The sequence below is a fragment of the uncultured Rothia sp. genome, assembly GCF_937976295.1.
Lineage (GTDB): Bacteria > Actinomycetota > Actinomycetes > Actinomycetales > Micrococcaceae > Rothia.
This window is the reverse complement of record NZ_CALJRY010000135.1, coordinates 1-23,043: the sequence shown is the minus strand read 5'-3', so window position 1 is coordinate 23,043 and position 23,043 is coordinate 1. Positions and strand designations below refer to the sequence as shown.

The following is a 23,043-nucleotide window of genomic DNA, read 5'->3' as shown; positions in this document are numbered from 1 at the left end:
TGTGGATGACGTTGTATCTCGTATCCTTGAACACCGTCGTATCGGTGACGAATCTTTGGAAGAGAACTATGTAGAGCTCTATACCACTCCTAGGGCGGCTCCTCTCCTTGAGAAGATTTTTGCGAATCACGGAGACATTGCGAATACCTGCGGTAACTGGCTGGGGTACACCCAGCTTATTGAACGTTATAAGGGCACCTGGACGATTGCTTCGGGCGCTGAGGACGAAGCACGTAAGCTAGTCGAAGAATACTCATCGAAAGCGCTGGTTGCTAAGCCTAACGATGAGGAATACTTCCAGCGTAAGTATGGTTTGCGCCCTGGTAAGTTCAAAGACACTCGACGTCTTGAGGGGACCGGCAGCGTTTCTTCGAAGAAGATTGAGGAGAAGAATGTCCTCCTAGTGGCTGAAAAGTACGTGGCTGAGCGTCTTATCAACCGCGTGGATACCCAGCTTGTTGCTGATATTGCAGCGGAGACGGGTGTTTCTGCGGTGGAAACCGAACGTATTCTCTCCGCTAAGTATCCGAACGGCCTTGTCGATTCCTTCCTTTCTGAGTATGTACAGATGGCCTTTGAATCACGTGATAGGGCTACTGAATTTGAGAAGGCAACAACTTCAATTTTTGCCGACATCTTTGGGCTCTACGCAGAGCATATCGGTCAGAAGGGCATTGTCCCGGACGTGGTTGTCGCCTCTCGCGAAGAAGGCTGGTCTGGCATCTTGGACAGTAAAGCATATGCCAAGGGATACAGTATCGGACATGACCACCGTAACCGTATGGTCGAGTACATCGAACGGTACCCGAAGTATGGCCCTGAATTTGCGACGCTCGCTTTCTTCTCGTATGTGGTTTCAGACTACAAGAATTCGGTGACGCCTCAGATTCGTACTATCTCTGAGAAATCCGGTGTCCCCGGGTCGGTGATTACTGCGCGAGATATTGTGCGTATGGTGGAACGTCATCAGAAGAAGCCGTACACTCACTCGGAGATTCGCGAAATTTTCTCGCTGAATCGTGCAATTACGTTTGAAGATATTGGGTAGAAGATTATTTTCTTCTTTTAAAGATTTTGTGTGAAAGGGAATATTTTATGGCTCATAATATGTGGTGGTTTTCCCGACCCAAGCGTAATTTGGCATCTACCTCTCAAGCTTTGAGGGAATTTGCTCTTCTGTTTGAGGGACGCAGCTGGAGTTCTGAAGGACGGGAGATCGAGCTTTCCTTTGAAGAAAATCTTGAACGTGCAGGGATTAAGGGAGAAGGACCTCGATTTGACCGAACGGGTGGTGGGGCCCGTACATACCGAGCCTGGTTTAGAAGTCTCGGGCTTTTTTATCAGGATAAAAACAAAGTGTGTTATCTAACGGATGCTGGGGAGGCACTGGTTAAAAATGATATGCCTCCTTTTGAGATTATTAAAAAGCAGGTTGTGGAAAATCAATTCCCCAGTACTTTCTCTTACAAATGGTCTTCTTCGGTTGATAGCCGTTTTGCGGTGCGTCCTTTTATTTTTATTCTTCAGCTTCTATTGGATGAGCGTCTTAAGAAATATCTTAATGAAAAAGATGAAATTGCAAAGGTTGTTATTGAACATGGTGTCTCTAATAAACAATCTTGTGTGGACGATGTTGTGTCGCGCATTCTTAAATACCGACGTATTGGTGATGAATCATTAGAGGATGACTTCATTTATCTATATAAGCCTCCTAGAACTAAAAAAGAAATTAATATGACAAATGTTGTTGCAGGGCTTAGGAATATTGTTAATACTTGCGGTAACTGGTTGGAATATACCCAGCTTATTGAACGGAAAAACGGTAACTGGTCTATTGCTGCTGGTATGGAGGAAGAAGCTCGAGAACTGGTAGAGAAATATAAGGATAAGCCGCTACTGGACAGGCCTGATAACGAGGAGTATTTTCAGGGGCGATATGGTTTGCGCCCTGGAAAGACCAGGTATACCTCTCGTCGTGGCAAGAATGGTCGTGTATCCCCAGAGGATATTAGAGAACGACTTGTACTCTTGTATGTTGAGGAATATGCAAAGACACATTATATCGAGAGGGTAGATGAGCAACTCATTACCACGATTTCAAATAAATCTGGAGTACCCTTCAAGGATGCTGAGCGGATTCTTTCAGGAAAGTATCCGCATGGATTTAAGGACCGATTTCTCCAGGAGTATATTGAGTTATCACGCGGTGGGCGTGATAAGGCTACCGAATTTGAGAAGGCAACTTCTTCAATTTTTGCCGATGTTTTTGGGCTCCGTGCTGAGCATATCGGGCAGAAGGGTATCGTGCCTGACATCGTTGTAGCTTCCCGTGATGAAAAATGGGCGGGAATTTTGGATACCAAATCCTACAAGAAAAAATATAGTATTAGCAATGATCATAAAAATCGCATGCTTGAATATATTGAACGTTATTCGGAATATGGGTTGGAATTTGCCAATCTTTCATTTTTTGCATACGTAGTCTCGGACTATGGAAAAAATATAAGTTCTCAACTAGAGAATATTTCGAATAGATCTGGTCTTTTGGGGTCTGTTATTACGGCTCGGTATTTAGCTCGTATGGTGGAACGACATCAGAAGAACCCGTACATGCATGAAGAAATTCGCAAAATTTTCTCTGTGAACCGCGCTATTACTTTAAAAGACATTGACTAGTTAGGTCTGAGGCTCACCCACAAGTTTTGATATTTGACTTGTGGGTGAGCTTAGCATAATATTCAACACCTTCAACCTCAGAGATGATTGGGGACGTTTTTCTGTAGTCGATGTTGACAGGGAACCGAGGTACAACCGCGCTCCAGCCGATAGACTGAAACCATGACAACCCAACTTCTCACCGGCATCCCCGGAACCGGTAAAACCCACCACCTCACCGAACGCGCCCTACGCTACCTCGCCGACGGCAACGACCCCGCCCGGCTACTCATCCTCGCACCCACCCGCACCGCCGCGACCCGCATGCGAGACACCATCGCCGCATCCAGCGACCGCAGCCTCTCCGTAGCACCCACCCGCGCCTGGGCGGCATACGCCTTCGACCTGCTCAAACGAGCCCAAACCCGAGGACTACTCAGCGGCGTAGAAGGCAACCTCAAACTCCTCTCCGGCCCCGAACAAGACGTCATCATCGGCGAACTACTCGCCAACCACGCCGAAGGCATCGCACCCGGACCCGCCTGGCCCGACGTACTCCGCGACGCCCTCGCAACCCGCGGATTCCGCCACGAAATCCGCGACTTCTTCGACCGCATGGCAGAATACGACCTCACCGCCGAAGACGTACACGCCCTCGCCACCGAACACAACCAGCCCGCCTGGCACGCCCTCGCCCAACTGCACACCGAATACCGTGCCGTGCGAGCCCTCCGCGCCAAAAACGCCTACGACCCGGCAGTACTCATCAACGACGCCTGCCGGCTACTGCTGCGCGCCCCCGAATTCCTCGCCGAAGAACGCCGCCGCTACGACCTGATCCTCATCGACGACGTGCAGGAACTCAGCCCCTCCATCTACCGGCTGCTGCGCCTCATCGCCGCAGAAGTCGCCCCCGCAGACGCCGCGCACCTGACCGAAACCCACCCCGACCTCTTCGCTGAAGGCCCGCAGGTTGTCATGACCTACAGCGACGAAGCCGTAGTCCAGGGCTTCCGCGGCGCCCGCCCCGACCTCGTCACCACCCTGCAGGCAAGCTTCCCGAGCATGCGCACCCGCACGCTCACCACCTCGTACCGCCTGCCCGCACTCATGATGCCGCTCGTGGCGGACATTCGCCGCCGCCTGCCGCGCTACACCCGGTTCGTGCCGCTCACCCCCGAGCAGGAAAGGGCAAAGAACGGCGCGCAGGCAGGGGAGAAGAACAGTGCGCAGGAGGGGGCGAAGAACAGCGCGCCCGCAACCTTCGGACGCATCAACACCACCCCCGCCGACGAAGCCCTCACCTGGGGTGCCGCCGACGAACCGCTGCTGCACCTGGGCGCCGACGGCAAAATCCTCGACCCCGCACACTACCGCACCGCACCCGCCGGCGTGTATAAGTATGCACTCTCCAGCTCTCAGGACGAGGCGAACCTCATCGCTCAAATGCTGCTCGAAGAACGCATCTACGGCAACCACCCCTACCGCGAGTCCGCCATCATCGTGCGCAACAGCGCGGACGTGGCGCGCATCCGCCGTGTGCTCTCCTCGAACGGTATTCCCTCGCGTACCTCCGCGGCGCTCGTGCCGGTGCGCGACGAGCCCGCCGTACGCCCCTTCCTGGACGCGCTCAGCCTGCTCGTCTACGCCCGCAAGCGCGGCGAGAAGGCGCTGAACCCCGCCGTGCATATGCCCGCGACAGAAGGTGCGGAGGCGGGGGAGCGCGGCGGTTACGAGACCCTCAGCGCAACCGAAGCTGAAGAGCTCATGCGCCGAAGCCTCGACGACGTCATCGCCGAAGAAAGCCGCGCCAACCCCCTCGGCGGCGCGCAGAGCGCCATCACCCTGCTCACTTCTAGGCTTGGTGGCGCATCCAGCATGGACGTGCGACGACTCCGCCAGCAGCTACGATCCATCGAACTGCAAAGCGGCGGCCACCGACCCAGCGACGACCTGCTCCTCGGTGCCCTGCTACACCCCGAAACCCTCCCCGAAGAGGGCGTAGGACGCGCCGTGCACCGCATCGCAGCCGTGCTCTCCGCCGGACGTAAAGCACTCGCGCGCCCCGAATCCACCAGCACCGAAGTGCTCTGGGCGCTCTGGGAAGCCAGCGGCCTCGAAAAGACCTGGGTCGCCCAGTCGCGCGGCGCAGGCCCCGAGGCCGATGCCGCTCACCGCAACCTCGACGCCATGATCGGTCTCTTCGAAGCCGCCGACCGCTTCGACGAGCAGATGCGAGGCGCCGGTGCCGAACAGTTCCTCGACTTCATCGACGCGCAGGACCTGCCCATGGACACCCTCGCCGCCCGCGGCGTACGCCAAGACGCGGTCGAGATTCTCACCCCCGCGCTCGCCGCAGGTCAGTCCTGGCGAACCGTATATGTATGCGGTCTGCAGGAAGGCGTCTGGCCCAACACCACCGTGCGCGGCTCCCTGCTGAGTACCGGCGACCTCGTGGACCTGTGCGATGCGCGCCTCCGCCAGCGCGCCCAGCAGGCAGAACAGCAAGCGGGGGAGGGCGCGCAGCCTGTGCCGCCCGCCCGCATCCGCAGCTACCCCGAACGCGTGCGCGACACCCGCCACGACGAGCTGCGCATGTTCGCCGTCGCCGCCACCCGAGCCAGCACCCGACTCGTGCTCACCGCCGTGCGCAATGATGATCAGGCACCCGGCGAGTTCTTCGACTTCGTGCTGCCCACCGACGCGGTTGGTGACTCCACGGAGGTGCCCATCACCCGCGTGCGCCGCCCCGCCACCCTGCGTTCCCTGGTGGCGGAGCTTCGCCGCACCCTCGTTGAGGAGTCGCTGAACGCGATGCGTGCCGAAGACGCTCAGGACGGCGCGCAGATGCACAACGCACCGGAAGAAGAGGCCCTCACCCCGGAGGCTTCCGCGTACCGACTCGATGCTGCCTCCCGCACTCTGGCGCGCCTGGCGAATGCGCAGGCACCCGGCGCCACCCCCGATGAGTGGTGGGGTTTGCTGCCGCTTTCCAGCACGGAGCTGCTCTTTGCGCACCGCCCGGCAGAGCACGCTGAGGACGGAAACCACAGCGAAGAGCCTGCTGAAGAACAGGCTGAAAAGCCGAGCCGCCGCACGATTACGCTCTCGCCCTCGCGCCTGGAAACCATCCACAGCTCCCCGCTGGACTGGCTGGTTTCCGCCGCCCGCGCGGAAGCCCAAACCGACCTGTCCCGCTCGCTCGGCACGCTCATTCACGCCATCGCCGAAGAGTACCCGACCGGCACCCTCGAAGAGCTCCAAACCGCCCTCGACGAGCGCATTAGCTCCCTCGGCGTGCCCGCCCGCAAGGACGACGAAACCGACGAAGAGTACCGCGAGCGCGTGCCCTGGGAATCCTACGCCCTCTACGAGCGTGCCAAGCGCATGATTCTGCGCCTGAGCTACTACTACCGTCAGCACATGGGCGACGCCGGCTGGCAGAACCTCGGTGTTGAAGGCTCCTTCTCGGTGCGTGTGCCCGTGCCCTTCGACCCCGCCGGTGAAGTCGGCGAGCTGGATGCGCTGCTCACCGGTCGTGTGGACCGCCTCGAGGGTACCGCCCCGGCGGAGGACGGCACCCGCCGCTACGCCATTGTTGACCTGAAAACCGGCAAGTCTAAGCCGACCGGGTCGGAGATGGAGACGCATCCGCAGCTTGCCGCCTACCAGATTGCGGTGGAGGCTGGTGCGGGTGAGCAACTGGAGGAGCGTTACCGCGCCGAAGCCGCCGCCCTGGAGGCGGGCGAACCGCTACCGGATGCTCGCCCCCAGGAGCTGGAGTACACCGGCTACACGGGTCGTTCCGGAGGCGCGGCGCTCGTGCAGCTGGGCGCCTCGGGCGTGAACGATGAGAGCAAGACTCGCCTGCAGGTTCAGCCCGCCCTGACGGAGCACGATTCGTGGGCGGCTGAGCTGGTGCAGCACGCCGCGGAGCTGATTGCTGGCTCGCAGGTGCAGGCTCGTCACCGTGAGGGCGGCTATGGGTGCCGCCTGCCGGAGATCTGCCCGATTTGTACGCGCGGCCGGCAGGTGACGCAGCCCTAGTAGTCGTGTCCCAGTAGCCGCGCACCCCCGTTTACTTCGATATCACTCACCCCGAACCTCCCATGAGAATGATCCATGAGGAAGAGGAATTATGACTGACTCTGGCGCATACGGCGCTACTCACCCCGGCGCTCACCCCGCTTCTGGCGCCGGCATGCTCACCCCCGCCCAGTGGTGCGAGCACAATAGCTGGCAGCTGCCCAACGGCGTGCTCTTCTCGGCAGAAGCCGCTGGGAACGACCCCGCGCTCAAGCCTGCCGACTACCGCAGTGCCCTTGACATTGCCGAGATGCTCAACGGCGCCGACGGTAAGAAGCCGACCCCCGAGCAGGTACGCATGATTGAAGCGGGCCCCGCCCCGACCCTCGTCATTGCCGGTGCGGGTTCGGGTAAGACCGCGACCATGGTTGACCGCGTGATTTGGCTGGTCGATAACGGTTTTGTGCGCCCTGAAGAGGTGCTGGGCGTGACCTTCACCCGCAAGGCGGCAACCGAGCTGCGTAGCCGTATGCGTGCCGGTCTGAACACGCTGCGCCGTAGCCGCCGCGTCGCCCCGACCGATGAGGAGCTGCGCGAGGGCATCGCTGACCCGACCGTGCTCACCTACCACTCCTACGCGAATAACCTCGTCAAGGAGTACGGTCTGCGCCTGGGCGTGGAGCAGGACGCGCAGATGCTTGGCGATGCGCAGAAGTGGCAGCTTGCCGCGCAGATTGTGCAGTACTGGGAGGGGGAGCTTCCCCTCGACCACGACGGTGTGCCGGTGTCTGCGGCGACCATGATTAACCAGATGCTGCACCTTTCGGATGAGTGCGCGGAGCATCTGGTGGAGCCGCAGGAGGTGATTGACTTCTGCACCGAGCAGCTGGCGGCGTATGCGGCGGTGCCCGATCCGCGCCGCGAGACGAAGACCGAGAGGGACATTCTGAAGGTTCAACGTCTGCTGCGTAACCGCCGAGTGTACGCGCGTATGGCGATGAGCTACGCCCGCGTGAAGGCGCGCATGCAGGTGCTGGATTTCGGTGACCTGATGCGTTTTGCCGCGCGCATTGCGGAGGCTGACCCGGCGATTCGCGAGGGTGAGCGTGCCCGCTTCAAGGTGGTTCTGCTGGACGAGTTCCAGGACACTTCGCACGCGCAGATGCGCTTGTTCTCCTCGATTTACGGCGCCGATGAGGCTGTGGGTATTCCGGCGCATCCGGTGATGGCTGTGGGTGACCCGAAGCAGTCAATTTACGGTTTCCGTGGCGCTTCGGACGGTCAGATGTTCAGCTTTTACCGCCATTTCCCGACTGAGCATGCGCAGCCGCTGTTCCTGTCCATCGCGTGGCGTAACGACATTTCGGTGCTGAACGCGGCAAACCACGTGGCGGAGAAGCTGAAGGAGGTTCCCGAGTGGGTGCGTGCCGCCGACGGCGATATTACCGCCGCTCAGGTTCCCGACCTGCGCCCGCGCTGCGCCCTGGTGGGCGAGCCCGGTTCGCCCGCCTTTGAGCAGGCAGCCGCGGGCATGGTGGGGCGTGTTGATTTGACGTACCACGACTCTGACCGCGAGGAGGCTGTGGCTATTGCCGAGCGTATTGCGGCGATGCGTGCGCAGGCGGTGCGCGAGTATGAGCGCGCCTACGCGGCGCATCGTTCCGGTGACGGTTCGGTGCGTCCGCGCTTGAAGATGCCCGAGATTGCGGTGCTGGCGCGTGTGCACGGTCAGCTGGACCCGATTCGTGTGGAGTGCGAGCGCCTGGGCATTCCGGTGCAGCAGGTGGGTTTGGGCGGTTTGCTGTCCCAGCCGGAGGTTGTGGATTTGGTGTCGGCGTTGCGTGTGCTGGCTGATCCGAACCGTTCGGACGCCCTGGCGCGCCTGCTGACGGGTGCGCGTTGGCGTTTGGGTGCGGCGGATATGTTGGCGCTGGGTGATTGGGCGCAGTCGCTGGTGCGTGAGCGTGAGCGTGCCCTGCGTGAGCAGATGGCGTTGCGTATGCTCGCGGAGGCTGAAGACGCCGACGATGCGGCCGCTATCAACCTGCAGGCGGAGCACCTGCGTGCCGCCCAGGAGCGTCTGGACGAAACCCTCAAGGGTGCGGTGGAGGATTCCTCCGGCTACGCCTCCCTGATTGAGGCGGTGGAGAACCTGCCGCAGGACGGCGCGGATGGCGAACCTCTCTACGGTGAGCAGTACCGCGGCCGCCGCTTCTCCCCGGCGGCGCTGGAGCGTCTGCGTGCTTTTGCTGAGCAGATGCGCGTGTTGCGTGCCGGTTTGAGTGAGGATTTGGGCACGCTGCTGTACGAGATTGAGCGCACCATGCTACTCGATATTGAGTTGGCGGTCCGCCCGGGTACCGACCCGCTGGGTTCGCGTGCGAACCTGGATGCTTTCCACGAGGTTGCCGCCACCTACGGCATGTCGGCGCCGCGTATTAACGCGATGATTTACGCCGGTTCTGACGGCGTGAGCGCGGAGGAGGGCGACCCGGGCGCGCGCCGCTTCCTGCTGTCTTCGGGTGGCGTGAGCTACGTGATGGGCTTCCTCGCGTGGCTTGAGCGTGCCGATGATGAGGAGAAGGGCCTGGCGTTGGGCGCCGTGGAGCCTGACCCGAACGCGGTGCAGCTGATGACCATGCACGCGGCGAAGGGTCTGGAGTGGGATCATGTGCTTCTGCCGGGTCTGTGCGGTAGCGCGACCGGCGGGCAGACCCCGAACCTGTGGCAGATGTCGGCTAATGCGGCTCTGCCCTGGCCGCTGCGTGGCGACCGCGAGTACCTTCCCTCGATTCTCGAGACTGCGGAGGAGATTACCGCCTTCGAGAAGGCGAAGGACCTGGAAGACTACCTGGGCGAGCATAAGGAAGATGCCGCCGAGCACGCCGGCATGGAGGACCGCCGCCTCATGTACGTGGCGATGACCCGTGCCCGTAACCTGCTGGCGATGAGCGCCTACCGTTGGAAGAGTACCGCCTCGCTCCCTCTGCCGGTGCAGCCCTTCTGGGAAGAGCTGATGGAGATGCTTTTCAAGTCCCTCTTCGACCTGGGTACGCCCACGGTGGATGCGCCCTCTGTGCGTTTTGAGGAGACGATGGATACCCCCTGGGCGGCGCCGCAGCTGGTGGGCATGGGCCTGTCGTACACGATGCCGAACCCCGCCGATAAGCGCAAGAAGGTGCACCTGAACCATGTGCGCCGCTGGGTTGAGCTGCTGGCCGAGTCGAAGTACCGCCTGGTGGAGCCGGTGACCCTGGTGCACGGTACGGTCGTGGATCCTGCGAACCTGCCGCCCGCACCCGATGAGGCGGCGCTGCTGGATGAGCTCGAAGCCTATCCCGTAGATGCCGATGAGCTCACCCCCGAGCAGGCGGATGCGCGCGCGACCGCCCGGACAACCTACGCCGAGCAGGTGCAACGCTACGCCTGGGTGCTGGTTGAGGCCATGGCTCCCGCCCTCGCGCAGGATTGGCAGCTGGCGGCTCCTTCCGTACGAGCACGCACGGTGGCGGAGAACTGTGCTCGCCTGAACCTGCCGGTGCCCGAATGGATTATCGAAGCCACCGAGCGGGAGAAATGGCGTGAGACGCAACCGCCTGCGCCCGGTTTCTCGCCCACGGTGGCGGCGGCGCTGCCGATTGAGGTGCGCGGCCAGTTCGCCCAGAAGAACTACGAGGATAGGAACCCGAACCTGGGTGCGGTGCTGACCGCCATGTGGCCTTTTGACCCGCTGGAGCGCCCGGTGATTTGGCGTTGGGCTTCTGACGATGCCCTCAACCGGGGCACGGAGGCGGTGCTTCGCCGCGGCCAGCATGAGCAGCTGGAACGTGAGATTGCGATTAACTCCTCGAGCCGCCGCGAGGCGGTGGAGCGTGCCGCCCTGGCGGTGGAGCTCGCCGTCGGCGCGGGTGACGATGACCTGCACCAGAGCGGGGAGGGTGTAGCGGGGGAGAGCGCAAGCCATCCTGCATCTGCCATTCCCGAATCCCTGCGCCAGCAGGCGGTGGACTGGGAACGCGAAGCCGACCTGCTTCTGCTCATGATGGGTCAGACCGACCCGGTACCCAGCAATCAGCTGCCCGGGCACCTGTCCGCATCCACATTTATCCGCCTCAGCGAGGACCCGCAGGGCACGGTGCATCAGCTGATGCGCCCGGTGCCTCAGCGTCCCTCGCGTGCGGCAACGATTGGTACGGCGGTGCACGCGCTGATTGAGGAGCACTTCGGCATCGCGCCGACCGCCGACCCGTTGGAGGCGCCCGAAGCGGAGGACACGGTGGGCGTTGACCTGGTTGGTTCCGCTGCCGCCTCCACCGAGCCCGCTGAGCCTTCTGAATCTGCAAGCCCGGCTGACCTGCAGGAACAGGACGAGTTCACATTCGAGGACGCCCACGAGGAGTCCGAGAGCGAACTGGACGCCTCCGTTCAGCGCCTCTGGGAGCGCTTCGCCAACAGCGAGTGGGGCAGTGACGAGTGGAAGGAACGCATCTGGGCGGTCGAGTACCCGGTCGAAACCCATATCGAGGGTCTAAGCCTGCGCGGCCGTATCGACGCGGTGTTCCGCACCGAGGATACGGACGGCGAACGCTGGGTGCTGGTGGACTGGAAGAGCGGTTCCCGCCCGAAGATGTCGACCATGCAGTCTCGACGTTTCCAGCTGGGTCTGTACCGTATCGCGTTCTCCCGCATTATGGGCGTGAACCCGGAGTGTATCAGCACCGTGTTCGTCTACCTGGGCGGCAAGGGCGTTGCGGAGGTGTGGGATCACCAGATCCGCGGCGGCCTGCCCACGGAGGCGCAGCTGGCGAAGGTGATTCGTGAGGCGCGCAAGGGCTAGGTAGCGGATCTCAACAGCGGATCTTCCAGCGCCGGGCGGGCGGCGCTCGCGTACTAGCGCTTGCTACAACCGAATAGAGAAAAGCAGCTCACGAGGTGTAATGCCTGGTGAGCTGCTTTCCTGCGTGGATTTTTCTGCGCGGACTTTTACGGTTAATGGCAGAGGACGCCTCTTCACCCCACTGCATTAGGGTGATGAGGCGTCCTCAGCCGCTGAAGAACTATAGAGGTACTTCGTGCCCTCGCACGCTTCCGGGAAAGAATCGCGCCGAACGACTGCCGCTCTCGCGGCCTCACTCGCGCCGCCGGCGCCCCGTGGGGTTTGCGTGCGTCTTTACTCTCAAACACAACCTCGAAAGTAGCTCTATAGATTTCTGCCATCGGTGATTGGTTGCGCGGTGCATGAATCCGGCTCGGGCCTGACATGACCGGTCAGGGCCCGTCCAATCTGTCTCCCCAATGTATCGCTGCCACGATATCAGCGCTGGTCAGTGCGCTATGGGGAGTGTGTCCGCTGGTTTTCTCGCGGCACAGCAAAAGTATTCCAGGAGTTTTTGAAAAAATCTACAGGGAAAGTTTTTACCCTAAAATGCACTATTTTGAGCACAGTTCAAGGTGAAGTTGAGGCTCTGTGGACTCTCAAAACCAAAAGTTGGTTTTTGTGGGTTTGTGGTGTATTTGCACCCGGGAAATATTGTGAATGGCACCCTTGGCACACCTTCAACTCTCAGCCTTAATCTGAGTCATTCATGCACAAAAATGCAAAACTGGTGCTCAAAAAGTGCTGGAAAACACTTAAAGAAATTTTGATAAAAGCCCGCTAAAGCCCCTCCACTAGCCCTTATGGGCATAATTTCGTTGGTTTGACAGACACTCGGGGAACTGGCTTCACCGGGCGCAGTCCAGGTGAGGTAAACCCCCAGTAGGTACAGCTCAAGATATAGTTCAGCCCCGCAGTGCAGTACTGCGGGGCTGAACCGAAAACCTATGAGGTAGGTAGAAATTTAACAGCTACTCGGCGGGGCCGACCAGCGGGCCGACCTCCTCCTGACCGAGCAGTTCGCCGGAGGCGCGCAGGTCGTCCTGAATGTCCAGGAGCATGGACACTGCGTGGGTTGCGCCGTCGCGGTCGCCAACCTCCACGGTGTGGGTGAGCCACTGGGCGATCGCGAACTCCGCGTAGAAGTTCGCGCGCTGCGCCAGGTAGGCGTCGGGCAACTGAGGCATCTGCTGGCGGTACACCTCGATTGCCTCGTCGGTGAAGTCGATGTCCTGGCAGGAGTACAGCCACGCGAAGTCCTGCGCGGGGTCGCCCACGTGCACATCGGACCAGCCGGTGACCTCCACGATGCGCGCCGTCGAGGGCGTGACGTGCAGTACGAGGTTCTCGGCGCCCATGTCACCGTGGACCACGCGCGGGCGGAACTGCCACATGGGTCCGGGGGAGAGCACGGTACGCCAGTGCGCGAGCAGGTCGGCGGGCACCTTGCCGGTTGCGGCGGCACGCTCGAGCTCGGCGTTCTTGCGCAGGCGAATCTGCTCCGAAGAGTAGGAGGGCAGGTCGGCTTCGTAAATAATGTCTTCGGGCATCACGTGCAGGGTCGCGATGTCCTTGGCGATGATGGACGCCAGGGAGGGGCGGTTCGCCGCAACTTCGCGGCGGCTCAGCTCGGCGAGCTGGTCCACGTCGTAGATGGTGCCGGGGATGTGCGTGTACACGAACACGTTGCCGCCCGCGTAGGGTACGGTGCCGGCGACGGTGGGTACGGCGAAGGGCAGTCGCGCGCGCAGGCCGGGGCTGAATGACTGCAGGATGAGGTGTTCAGCTTCAAGACGCATGCTGGCGTCGGGGCGGCGCGGGGCGCGCACTCGCCAGCGGCGACCGGTGGAGTCGGCGATGATTGCCGAGTCGAAGTCGTCGCTGTCTTCGCGAACCGGTTCGGCGCCGACGGGGTAAATCCCGGGCACTCCGGCGGAGACAATGGCTGCTAGCTGAAGGGGAGATAAAGTCACGGGTTAAGGTTACCAAACCTATGTGTGCCGTTTAGTAGTTTTTAGGATCTTTATGCCAAGTGGTGAAGATACTTGTGGACAAGGCTAAATGTGCTCGTCCGCGTATTCCTGCGCATTTCGTTGCACGCCTAACCGCCCATGCCAGATAGGCGAGCGCCTCACGCCCTGAATGAAAGCAACAGCTAAGAAGCCGCGGCGGGTCTGGAGAACACAGTCTGGGAGAATACAATGGAAGACCGGCTATCACCGCCTCGCGCAGCCGCATGCCCGCATACTCACAAGCCCCGCGCGAGCGTAAGCCGCTTGCCCGTACCGCCCGCCTTACTGATGGAGCATTATGACCGCCACACCTCAGCAGCCTCAGCATATGATCTCCGCAGACGATATTCTTGCCGGGCTTGACCCGGATCAGCGTGCGGTCGCCACCGAGCTGGACGGTCCCATGCGTGTGCTGGCGGGTGCCGGTACCGGTAAGACCCGCGCGATTACGCACCGCATCGCCTACGGTATTGCGATTGGGCGCTACCAGGGCCCGCGAGTGCTCGCCCTGACCTTTACCCTGCGTGCTGCGGAGGAGATGCGCACCCGCCTGCACCAGCTGGGTGCGCACGGCGTGCAGGCGCGTACTTTCCACTCGGCGGCGCTGCGTCAGCTGGTGTATTTTTGGCCGCAGGTGGTGGGCGGTACGTTCCCGTCCATCGTGCAGAACAAAGCCTCGCTCATTACGGAGGCGGCGAACCGTCTGCGCATCAGCACGGATCGTTCCCTGCTGCGTGATTTGGCGTCGCTGATTGAGTGGGCGAAGGTTCAGCTGCTCACCCCGGACACCATCATGCAGCGTCTGAGTGAGAAGCAGCTGCCCTCGGCGATTACCCCGCAGAATATGCAGCGTATTTTCCAGGCGTATGAGGACTTGAAGGATGAGCGTAACCTCATCGACTTTGAGGACGTGCTGCTGCTGACCATCGCCATGCTGGAGGAGGACGAGAAGCTCGCCGCGACCGTCCGCAACCAGTACCGCCACTTTGTGGTGGACGAGTATCAGGACGTGTCCCCGTTGCAGCAGCGTCTGCTGGATGTGTGGCTGGGCGGCCGCGACGATATTTGCGTGGTGGGCGATGCCTCCCAGACGATTTACTCTTTTACGGGCGCGACCAGCCGTTACCTGCTGGATTTTCCGCGCCGGTACCGTGGCGCGCATACGGTGAAGTTGACCCGCGACTACCGCTCGCATTCGCAGGTGGTGGAGTTGGCGAACCGTCTGTTGGCGGCGCGTCGCCCTCATCCGGATTCGAGCCCGCATTCGTGGGCGCCGCCGCTGGAGCTGATGTCTCAGCGCGGCCCCGGCGTGGATGTGGAGTGGTTCGGTTACGCGGACGACGAGCAGGAGGCCGCCGGCATTGCCGAGGATATTCGCGACCTGATTGAGAAGGACGGCGTGCCGCCTTCGGAGATCGCGGTGCTGTTCCGCACGAACGCCCAGTCGGCGGCGATTGAGTCTGCGCTGTCTGCCGCCCATATTCCGTACCAGCTACGTGGCGCGGAGCGTTTCTTTGAGCGCCCCGAGGTCAAGCAGGCGATGCTTGCCCTGCGCGGTTCGGCGAAGTCCACGGACGGCACCGAGGAGGTCACCCGCTACACCCGCGATGTGCTCGGTGGCCTGGGTTTTAAGGAGGAAGGCCCGCTCACTGGCGGTGCTGCCCGCCAGAAGTGGGAGTCTCTCGCCGCCCTGGTGCACATGGTGGACATGATGGCGCAGAACCGCCAAGAGCAGCTTCAGGAGCACCGCGCGAACCCGCGCCCTGGCGTGCCCGAGCCGCTACCTTTGACCATGCACGAGGTGGTGGCGACCCTGAACCACCGCAGCGAATTCAATGACGCCCCGCAGGTCAATGGCGTAACCCTCGCCTCCCTGCACGCGGCTAAGGGTCTGGAGTGGGACGCCGTGTTCCTGTGCGGCCTGAACGAGGGCCTCATGCCGATCACTTTTGCGACTACCCCGGATGAGGTGGATGAGGAGCGCCGCCTGCTGTACGTGGGCATTACGCGCGCCCGCAAGTACCTGTGGCTGACCTGGACGATGACCCGCACCGTGGGTGGTCGCGGTCAGCGTAAGCGTTCGCGTTTCCTGGACGATATTGATCCGGCGAAGCGCCGCCGCAGGGCTGAGAGCGCCGGCTCGTCGTATAGCCAGGCTCGCTTGACTCAGTCCCGTGCCGCGCAGTCCCGCCGTTCGTCGAAGGGAAGAGGAGATTATGGCTCAGCGTTTTAAACGTGAAATTCTGCCCGCCACCGAGGACCGCCCGCAGATTGAGTTGGTCCGCTCGGCGCGCCGCACCCGCACCATCAGCATGCAGCGCGACGGCGAGGATGCGCACGGCAACCCCGCCTACCGCCTGCTCATTCCCGCCGCGAGCACGAGCGAAGAGATTGACGAGCATATTGCCCGCCTGCTGCCGCGCATCCAGCGTCGTGCCGCGCGCCGTGAGCGTGCCACGCAGCTGACGGTCACGGACGAGTACCTTCGCTCCCGCGCCCTGCACCTGGCGCAGAAGCACCTGCCGGAGCTGGTCGCCTCGGGCAGGCTGGAGAAGCTGTCGATTCGCTGGGTGAGCAATCAGCGTCAGCGCTGGGGCTCGGCAACCTACGCGAACACGCAGATCCGCATCTCCTCGGAGCTGCAGGGCGTACCCGAGTACGTGCTGGATTCGGTGATTCACCACGAGCTCTGCCACCTGATTCAGCCGAATCATTCGGCGGCGTTCCGTACCCTGGAGGCGCGCTACCCGCAGCTGCTGCGGGCGCAGGCCTACCTGGAGGGGTACGCGCTGGGGCGCTCGCGGGCTGAGGGTGAGCGCGGTGAAAACAGCGACAGCTAAAAGCCCACCGACTTAAGCGCCGCTGAAAACCTATCAACCAACCGAAATACTCCAGCCAAAACACTCGAGCGGGGGTGGCTTGTATCTTCACAAGCCACCCCCGCTCGGGGTGTCAGCTATTTACTTTCGCCGCTTTACTGGTTGCCGCTTTACTTTTCTTCGGGCGCATCGCCGAAGCCGCCGTCCAGCAGCTTCTGCAGCTCCGAGTCGAAGTCCACGTCGTCCAGGCTGATTTCGTTCATGCGCGCATCGTATGCGGTGAAGTCTTCCAGCTCGGCGGGGGTGGGCAGGGTCTCCGGGGTGTCCCAGAGGCCGTCGCGCGCCTCAATGCCGTGGGCGTTTTCGTACCAGCGCCAGAACTGCTGTGCCTCACGCACCAGGCGCGGGTGCAGTTCCAGGCCGACCAGGGTCTCGAAGACCTGCTCGCTGGGGCCGCCGTCGATGCGGCGGCGCGCCATGATTTCGGTCAGCTGCGGTGCCTTGGGCAGGTTGCGGGTCGCATCCTCGGTGACGACGGATACCCAGCCTTCGATGAGGGCGAGCAGACCCTCCAGACGCTGCACCGCCAGTTCCTGGTCTTCGGTGCGCTGGGGGCTGAACATGCCGCCTTCGAATGCTTCCTGTACGGCGTCGGGGTTGCTCATGTCCACCTGGGATGCGGCGTCCTGCATGCGGTTCATGTCCACGCGAATGCCGCGGGCGTAGCGCGCCACGAGCTGAACCAGGTCTTCACGCAGCCAGGGGTTTGCCTTGTGCAGGCGGATCAGCGCGGATTCACGCACGGCAAGGTAGAGCAGGACCTCCTGCGGGGGCACCTCGATGCTGTCGGCGAGCTGCTGGTAGCCGTTGGGCAGCAGTGCGGAGGAACCGGGCGCGAGGGGGAAGCCCACGTCGGTGGAGGAGAAGACCTCACCGGCGAGCTGCGCGAGTGCCTGAGCCATCTGCGCACCAAAAATGACGGCACCGATGTTGTTCAAGAAGCCGCTGTTGAGAATCTGAGAGATCTCTTCGGGCACGTCTTCGGGTGCGCCGGGCATGACCATGGACTGGGTGACTTCGGCTGCGACCGGCTCGACCATTTCGCGCCAGGAGTCGAAGGAATGTTCAACCCATTCCGCCTTGGACCACGCCTGCACCGGGTAGTTGTGGCGCTCAATGGTGGTCACCGCGTCCAGCCAGAGGTCGGCGAGGTTCGCCGCGTCTTCTACGGCACGCTTGAGGTTTTCAGGTACGGAGGGGTCTTCACCCATGGATGCGAGCATCTGGCGGGTCTGGTTCTTCACGTTGTCCCAGTTCACGCCGCTGGGGCTGTCGGATGCGCCCGCGCCGGAGAACATCGCCTGCACCTGCGCGAACATGCTCTGCATCATGGCGGGGTCAAAGCTCATGCCCATGTTCTTCAGGTCTTCGGGGTCGATGGTGATGCCGAAGGGGTTCTGGCCGCCTTCGCCGAAGAGTGCGCTGAAGGGATTCTGTGCGTTGGGGTTAGAGGAAGCGCCCTTGCCGCCCTGGCCGGTTGCCCCTGCGGAGGGGTCGAAGCCCTGCTCCTGCATTTTCTTAATGAATTCTTCGAGGGGGTCGCGCTCGTTGGAGGCGCCGCCGGTGGGGTTCTCAGACATGTGAAGCCTTTCGTAATCCGGGGGTGGGCGCAGCTGGCCCGCTCGCTGTCCAGCCTACCGATTTTTGCTGAGAATTTCCCGTGCCATTGCTGTGGAGGCGGGTTAATCAGCTGAGGGCACACAAGCTTGTCTTTGGGCGGGGGTTTGGGTGCTTTTTCGTGCCGTCATCACCGCAGGGTGCTGACAAGGTGCGGCGCGGGTCAGAGCGTCAACGCCTCCGGCCGCTCTATTTTTAGCGGGGTAACGGTGCCCGCCCGCGTGTTGAAAAGCAGGTTTATCCGGTACTGTAGAAACCATGACTAAGTCCACCCCTGATGCTGAGCAGCAGCCGAACGCCGCCTCCGTGAGCGTGAAGAGTACTGAGAAGACGGCTAAGCGCCGTTCGCGTTTTGCGCCGCGCCGTGTGAACCTGCGTTCGGTCAGCGCTGTGGCGACGTGCGCCCTGCTGGCTGGTGCTTTTATTCTGCCCAGTTCCTATGTGAAGGAGGGTCCCGGCCCGCTCTTTGACGTGCTCGGAACCTACCAGGGTAAGGACGTCATTGAGATTTCTGGTGCGCCCAGCTATAAGACGTACGGCAAGATGAACATGACCACGGTTTCGGTTTCGGGTGGCCCGTACACGGAGCTGTCCGGTGCGGAGGCGTTCTACGGCTGGTTGGCGTTTGATGGTAACCGCAGCCTCGTGGTGCCCACCGATGCCCTGTACCCGCACGTGAGCCATGAGCAGGCGACGGCGGCGACCGGCGCGCAGATGGCTGATTCGCAGACTCAGGCGAAGGTCGCGGCAATGCGCCACCTGAATATGCCCGTGACCGAGAAGGTTCAGGTGCTTTCCACGGTGGAGGGTTCCCCGGCGGCGAGCGCTCTGAAGGCTGATGACCGCATCGTGAAGGTGGGGGAGAAGCAGATTGAGACCCTCACCGATGTTCCGAAGGCGGTGAACGCCTCGAACGGTTCGCCGATTGACGTGACCGTGGAACGTGACGGCAAGCAGCAGACGTTTAAGCTGACCCCGATTCGTTCGAGTGACGATAGCCGCTGGATTCTTGGCGCGGGTTTGAAGCAGAGCTATGACCTGCCGGCGCACGTGCAGTACAACCTGGACGGTGTGGGCGGTCCGAGCGCCGGTCTGATGCTGGCGCTGGGCACGGTCGATAAGCTGAGCGAGGGTACCCTGCTTGCCGATGAGGACGCCGGAGGCGACCCGTACCGCAGCTACATTTCGGGTACCGGCACGATTGATGCTGACGGTAAGGTCGGCGCAATTGGCGGCATTAAGTACAAGATCCTGGCGACGGGCCGTTACGGTGCGCGCTACTTCTTGGCGCCGAAGGAGAACTGCGATTCGATTGTGAAGATGCAGGCGCAGGACCCCGACCTGTTCAACTACTATCACGCCGGTCAGGTGAGCGGCACGATGGTGGTTGTGCCGGTGTCGACCCTGGATGAAGCGGTGAAGACGGTTGAGGCGATTAAAGCCGGTACCCCGGACGATTCCCTGCCCCGCTGCGGTTCCTAAAATAACCTTTCTGCCCGAGAGGTTCTCACCCATATAACGTAGAATTCAGCCCCGGTACTTTAGGGTACCGGGGCTGTTTTGCACCCTATGCTCTGTCATCACCTCAGCTTTCCCGCGCCCCAAAACCTTTCAACCCTGTTATATTTCGTTCCAATCGCTACGGAGTTCTGCCCTTCTGCTGTACCTCTGAGATACTTAAAGGCAGTTATTTTCTCTGAACGTATGATGAGCGAGGAATTGTGTCTGAGTCGACCAATAACACCGCGCATCCTAAGCCGACGAAACCTGCCGCCAAGCGCCGTAGCCCCCTGAAGGCAACGATTGCTGTGGTGGCGGTGCTCATTGTTGCTTTTGTGGGTGCGTCCCAGGTGTACACGGACTGGCTGTGGTTTGATCAGCTGGGCTATAGCACCGTGTTCACTACCCAGATTTTGTTGAAGGCCGCCGTGTTTGTGGTGGCTGCCCTGGTGGTTTCTGTGCCGCTGTGGGCTTCGATGTCATACGCGGTCCGTCATGCTGATGTGGCACCCGCGTCCGAGAAGAAGCCGCAGGAGGCGCCGAACCCGAATCAGAGCGTGCCGACGAGCGGCACGGATGCTGCCGAGCAGATGCTGCGTGACGTGTTTGGTCAGCAGCGTGCTGAGGAGAGCATGCGCCGCTACCACGAGAGCGTGGATAAGGCGCGTAAGGTTCTGCTGATTGCGGTTCCGCTGCTGCTGGGCCTGTTCATTGCTTCGGCAACGATGACTCAGTGGAGCACCGTCGCGCTGTTCTTCAACCAGCAGTCCTTCGGTAAGACCGACCCGGAGTTCGGCATGGATTACGGGTTCTTCCTGTTTGCGTTGCCGTTCTTCCGCTTGGTGGTGACTCTGGTGACCTCCGCTGTGGTGCTGTCGGCGCTCGCGGGCGTGTTCATGCACTACTTCTACGGCGGCATTAAGGTTCAGCCGGGTGGTGTGAGCACCACCGTGGCGTTCCGTCGTCACGCCGCGATTGTGGCGGCTGCGTTCTTGCTGACTCGTGCGGTGAGCTTCTGGCTGGATCGTTATTCGTCGACTCAGCAGCAGGTGGGCCGCTGGGCTGGCGCAATGTACACGGACGTGAACTCGTCGATCCCGGTGAACGCTATTTTGGCGATTTCTGCTCTGCTGGTGGCGGTCATGTTTGTGGTGGCGGCTTCGATGAATCGTTGGCGTTTGCCGTTGATTAGCACCGCGATGCTGGTGATTGTTGCTCTGGTTGCTGGCGGCCTGTACCCGTGGATTGTTCAGCGTTTCCAGGTGGTTCCGAATGAGCAGAGCGCTCAGGCGAAGTTCATTCAGCGCAATATTGATGCGACCCGTTATGCGTACGGTCTGGACAAGATTGAGACCACCCCGTACGACGCGACGATTGATACCCGTGCCGGTGCGTTGAGCTCTTCGAGCGCGACCATTGCGAATATTCGTCTGTTGGATCCGAATGTTGTGTCCTCGGCGTTTGCTCAGCTGCAGCAGTTCCGTCCGTACTACCGTTTTGATTCGCCGCTGTCGGTGGACCGCTATGCGGTGGGTAACACCACGCAGGATACGGTGTTGGCGGCTCGTGAGCTGAACCCGGCGCAGACGAGCGGAGATTCTTGGTATAACCGCCACGTGGTGTACACCCACGGTTACGGTGTGATTGCCGCGTACGGTAATCAGGTGGATTCTGCGGGTACCCCGAAGTTCTTGCAGTCCGGCATTAAGGCGACCGGTACCCTGAGCGAGGATTATGAGCCGCGTATTTACTTTGGCATGAGCTCGCCGGAGTATTCGATTGTGGGCGGCAAGGGCGACACCCTGGAGCTGGACCGTCCGCTCTCTGCTGAGGAAACCAACTCCTCCGATGCGAAGTACACTTTCGCCGGTTATGGTGGTCCTCGCGTTGATTCGCTACTGGCTCGCCTGTCGTATGCGATTAAGTTCCAGTCCTCTGACATTCTGCTTTCGGACGCAGTGCGTGAGGGTTCGCAGATTCTGTACGAACGCAACCCGCTGGATCGTGTGCGTAAGGTGGCGCCGTACCTGAGCGTGGATTCTAAGCCGTACCCGGCGATTGTGAATAACCGCGTGCAGTGGATTGTGGATGCTTACACCACGAGCGATCAGTTCCCCTACTCGCAGGGTAGCTCCCAGGACGCGGCAACCGCTGCGGGTGCTCAGCGTTCTAACTCGGTGAACTACATCCGTAACTCGGTGAAGGCTACCGTGGATGCGTATGACGGTTCGGTGACCCTGTACGCGTGGGATGAGGAAGATCCGGTGCTGAAGGCGTGGCAGGGCGTTTTCCCCGGCACGGTGAAGAGCTACCGTGAGATGAACGCTTCGCTGATGAGCCACGTGCGTTACCCGACTGACATGTTCAATATTCAGCGCACCATGCTGAATAAGTACCACGTGACGAACGCGAATAGCTTCTACGCAGGTGACGATGTCTGGTCGATTCCGAATGATCCGACCAATGATCGTAACCAGCCGATTTCGCCCTACTACCTGTCCCTGCAGATGCCTGGTGATTCTCGTGCGCACTTCTCGTTGACGACCACGTTCATTCCTCAGCAGAGTGATTCGAACTCTCGTAACGTGATGTACGGCTTCCTGGCGGCTAATGGTGATGCCGGTACCGGTAAGGACGGTGAGCGTAGCCCCGATTACGGCAAGCTGCGTCTGCTGGAGTTGCCGCGTTCTTCGGTGGTTCCCGGCCCGGGTCAGGCTCAGAACATTTTCAACTCTGATGCTGAGGTGTCGAACCAGCTGAACCTGTTGCGTCGCGGTTCGTCTGAGGTTATCAACGGCAATATGCTGACTCTGCCGGTGGGCGGCGGCATGCTGTACGTTCAGCCGGTGTATGTGCAGTCGAGCGGTGACGCGAAGTACCCGCGTCTGCAGCGCGTGCTGGTGAGCTTCGGCGATAAGGTCGGTTTCGCTCCGACCCTGGAGGAGGCGCTGAACCAGGTGTTCGATGGCTATTCGGGCGCAAATCTGGACGGCTCGGCGTCGGCTAGCCCCTCGGCTTCTGCCTCTGGCTCCTCTGGTACTTCGGGTGCTTCGACCGGTGGTTCGTCGGCTGCGCAGTCTTCGGAGCTGAAGCAGGCTCTGACGGATGCTTCGAAGGCGATGACCGATGCCGATGCGGCGATGAAGAAGGGCGACTGGGCTGCCTACGGTGAGGCTCAGAAGCGTCTGGAGGCAGCGGTGAAGAAGGCTCTGGAGGCTGAGGAGGCGCAGAGCGCGGCTTCCGCTAACGCTTCTGCATCGGCAGCGCCCAGTGCCACGGCAACGCCCAGAGCCTCTGCGGCACCGAGCGCCGCGGCTTCCGCTAACGCTTCTGTAGCGCCCAGTGCCAGCGCCTCGGCTTCTCGCTAAGCCTAAGAGAGTGAGAGATAGCGGGGGAGTAGCGCCCACTAGGTTCTTGGGCTTCCGAATCTAGCGTCCTCGCCCTAGATTCGGGGTCTGTGCTGGGACCCGGGGCCTGC

Annotated in this window: 10 protein-coding genes; 8 read left to right on the top strand and 2 right to left on the bottom strand. The window is 61.2% G+C overall.

What is annotated here, in order from left to right:
- The 4 genes from Q0216_RS03505 to Q0216_RS03490 all read left to right on the top strand — a co-directional run.
- The coding region (locus tag Q0216_RS03505) for a restriction endonuclease FokI C-terminal domain-containing protein (protein WP_298592963.1) at nucleotides 1-1,048 on the top strand (1,048 nt) is incomplete at its 5' end.
- A 47-nt stretch (nucleotides 1,049-1,095) separates the two neighbouring features.
- Nucleotides 1,096-2,676, top strand: a complete 1,581-nt coding sequence (locus Q0216_RS03500) for a restriction endonuclease FokI C-terminal domain-containing protein (RefSeq protein WP_298592961.1) — start codon at nucleotides 1,096-1,098, stop codon at nucleotides 2,674-2,676.
- Nucleotides 2,677-2,838: 162 nt separating this feature from the next.
- On the top strand, nucleotides 2,839-6,702 hold the full coding sequence (locus tag Q0216_RS03495; protein WP_298592959.1) for a UrvD/REP family ATP-dependent DNA helicase: 3,864 nt from the start codon (nucleotides 2,839-2,841) through the stop codon (nucleotides 6,700-6,702).
- Between the two features lie 91 nt (nucleotides 6,703-6,793).
- The gene (locus Q0216_RS03490; protein WP_298592957.1) at nucleotides 6,794-11,518 is read left to right on the top strand and encodes an ATP-dependent DNA helicase; all 4,725 of its coding nucleotides are present in this window, start codon (nucleotides 6,794-6,796) and stop codon (nucleotides 11,516-11,518) included.
- A gap of 1,010 nt (nucleotides 11,519-12,528) precedes the next feature.
- On the opposite strand, the gene Q0216_RS03485 is transcribed toward Q0216_RS03490, so the two are convergent.
- Nucleotides 12,529-13,530 carry a phosphotransferase gene (locus Q0216_RS03485; RefSeq protein WP_049349437.1) on the bottom strand — a complete coding sequence of 334 codons (1,002 nt, stop codon included), beginning with the start codon at nucleotides 13,528-13,530 and terminating at the stop codon, nucleotides 12,529-12,531.
- 337 nt (nucleotides 13,531-13,867) lie between these two features.
- On the opposite strand from Q0216_RS03485, the gene Q0216_RS03480 reads away from it, so the two are divergent.
- Together Q0216_RS03480 and Q0216_RS03475 are read left to right on the top strand one after the other, a co-directional pair.
- A complete protein-coding gene (locus tag Q0216_RS03480; protein WP_298592954.1) occupies nucleotides 13,868-15,802 on the top strand; it encodes an ATP-dependent helicase in 1,935 nt (644 codons plus the stop codon).
- Nucleotides 15,786-16,409, top strand: a complete 624-nt coding sequence (locus tag Q0216_RS03475) for a M48 family metallopeptidase (RefSeq protein ID WP_298592953.1) — start codon at nucleotides 15,786-15,788, stop codon at nucleotides 16,407-16,409. The genes Q0216_RS03480 and Q0216_RS03475 overlap by 17 nt, the downstream gene beginning before the upstream one ends.
- Nucleotides 16,410-16,558: 149 nt before the next feature.
- On the opposite strand, the gene Q0216_RS03470 is transcribed toward Q0216_RS03475, so the two are convergent.
- Nucleotides 16,559-18,028 (bottom strand): zinc-dependent metalloprotease, encoded by a 1,470-nt coding sequence (locus Q0216_RS03470; protein WP_298592952.1) that lies wholly within the window; start codon nucleotides 18,026-18,028, stop codon nucleotides 16,559-16,561.
- Between the two features lie 295 nt (nucleotides 18,029-18,323).
- Here Q0216_RS03470 and Q0216_RS03465 point away from each other — a divergent pair, with 295 nt between their 5' ends.
- Together Q0216_RS03465 and Q0216_RS03460 are read left to right on the top strand one after the other, a co-directional pair.
- Complete coding sequence (locus Q0216_RS03465) at nucleotides 18,324-19,547, top strand: PDZ domain-containing protein (RefSeq protein ID WP_298592951.1); 1,224 nt, start codon at nucleotides 18,324-18,326, stop codon at nucleotides 19,545-19,547.
- Between the two features lie 239 nt (nucleotides 19,548-19,786).
- Nucleotides 19,787-22,933, top strand: coding sequence for a UPF0182 family protein (locus Q0216_RS03460; protein WP_298592950.1), 3,147 nt, complete (start codon nucleotides 19,787-19,789; stop codon nucleotides 22,931-22,933).
- Nucleotides 22,934-23,043: the final 110 nt, after the last annotated feature.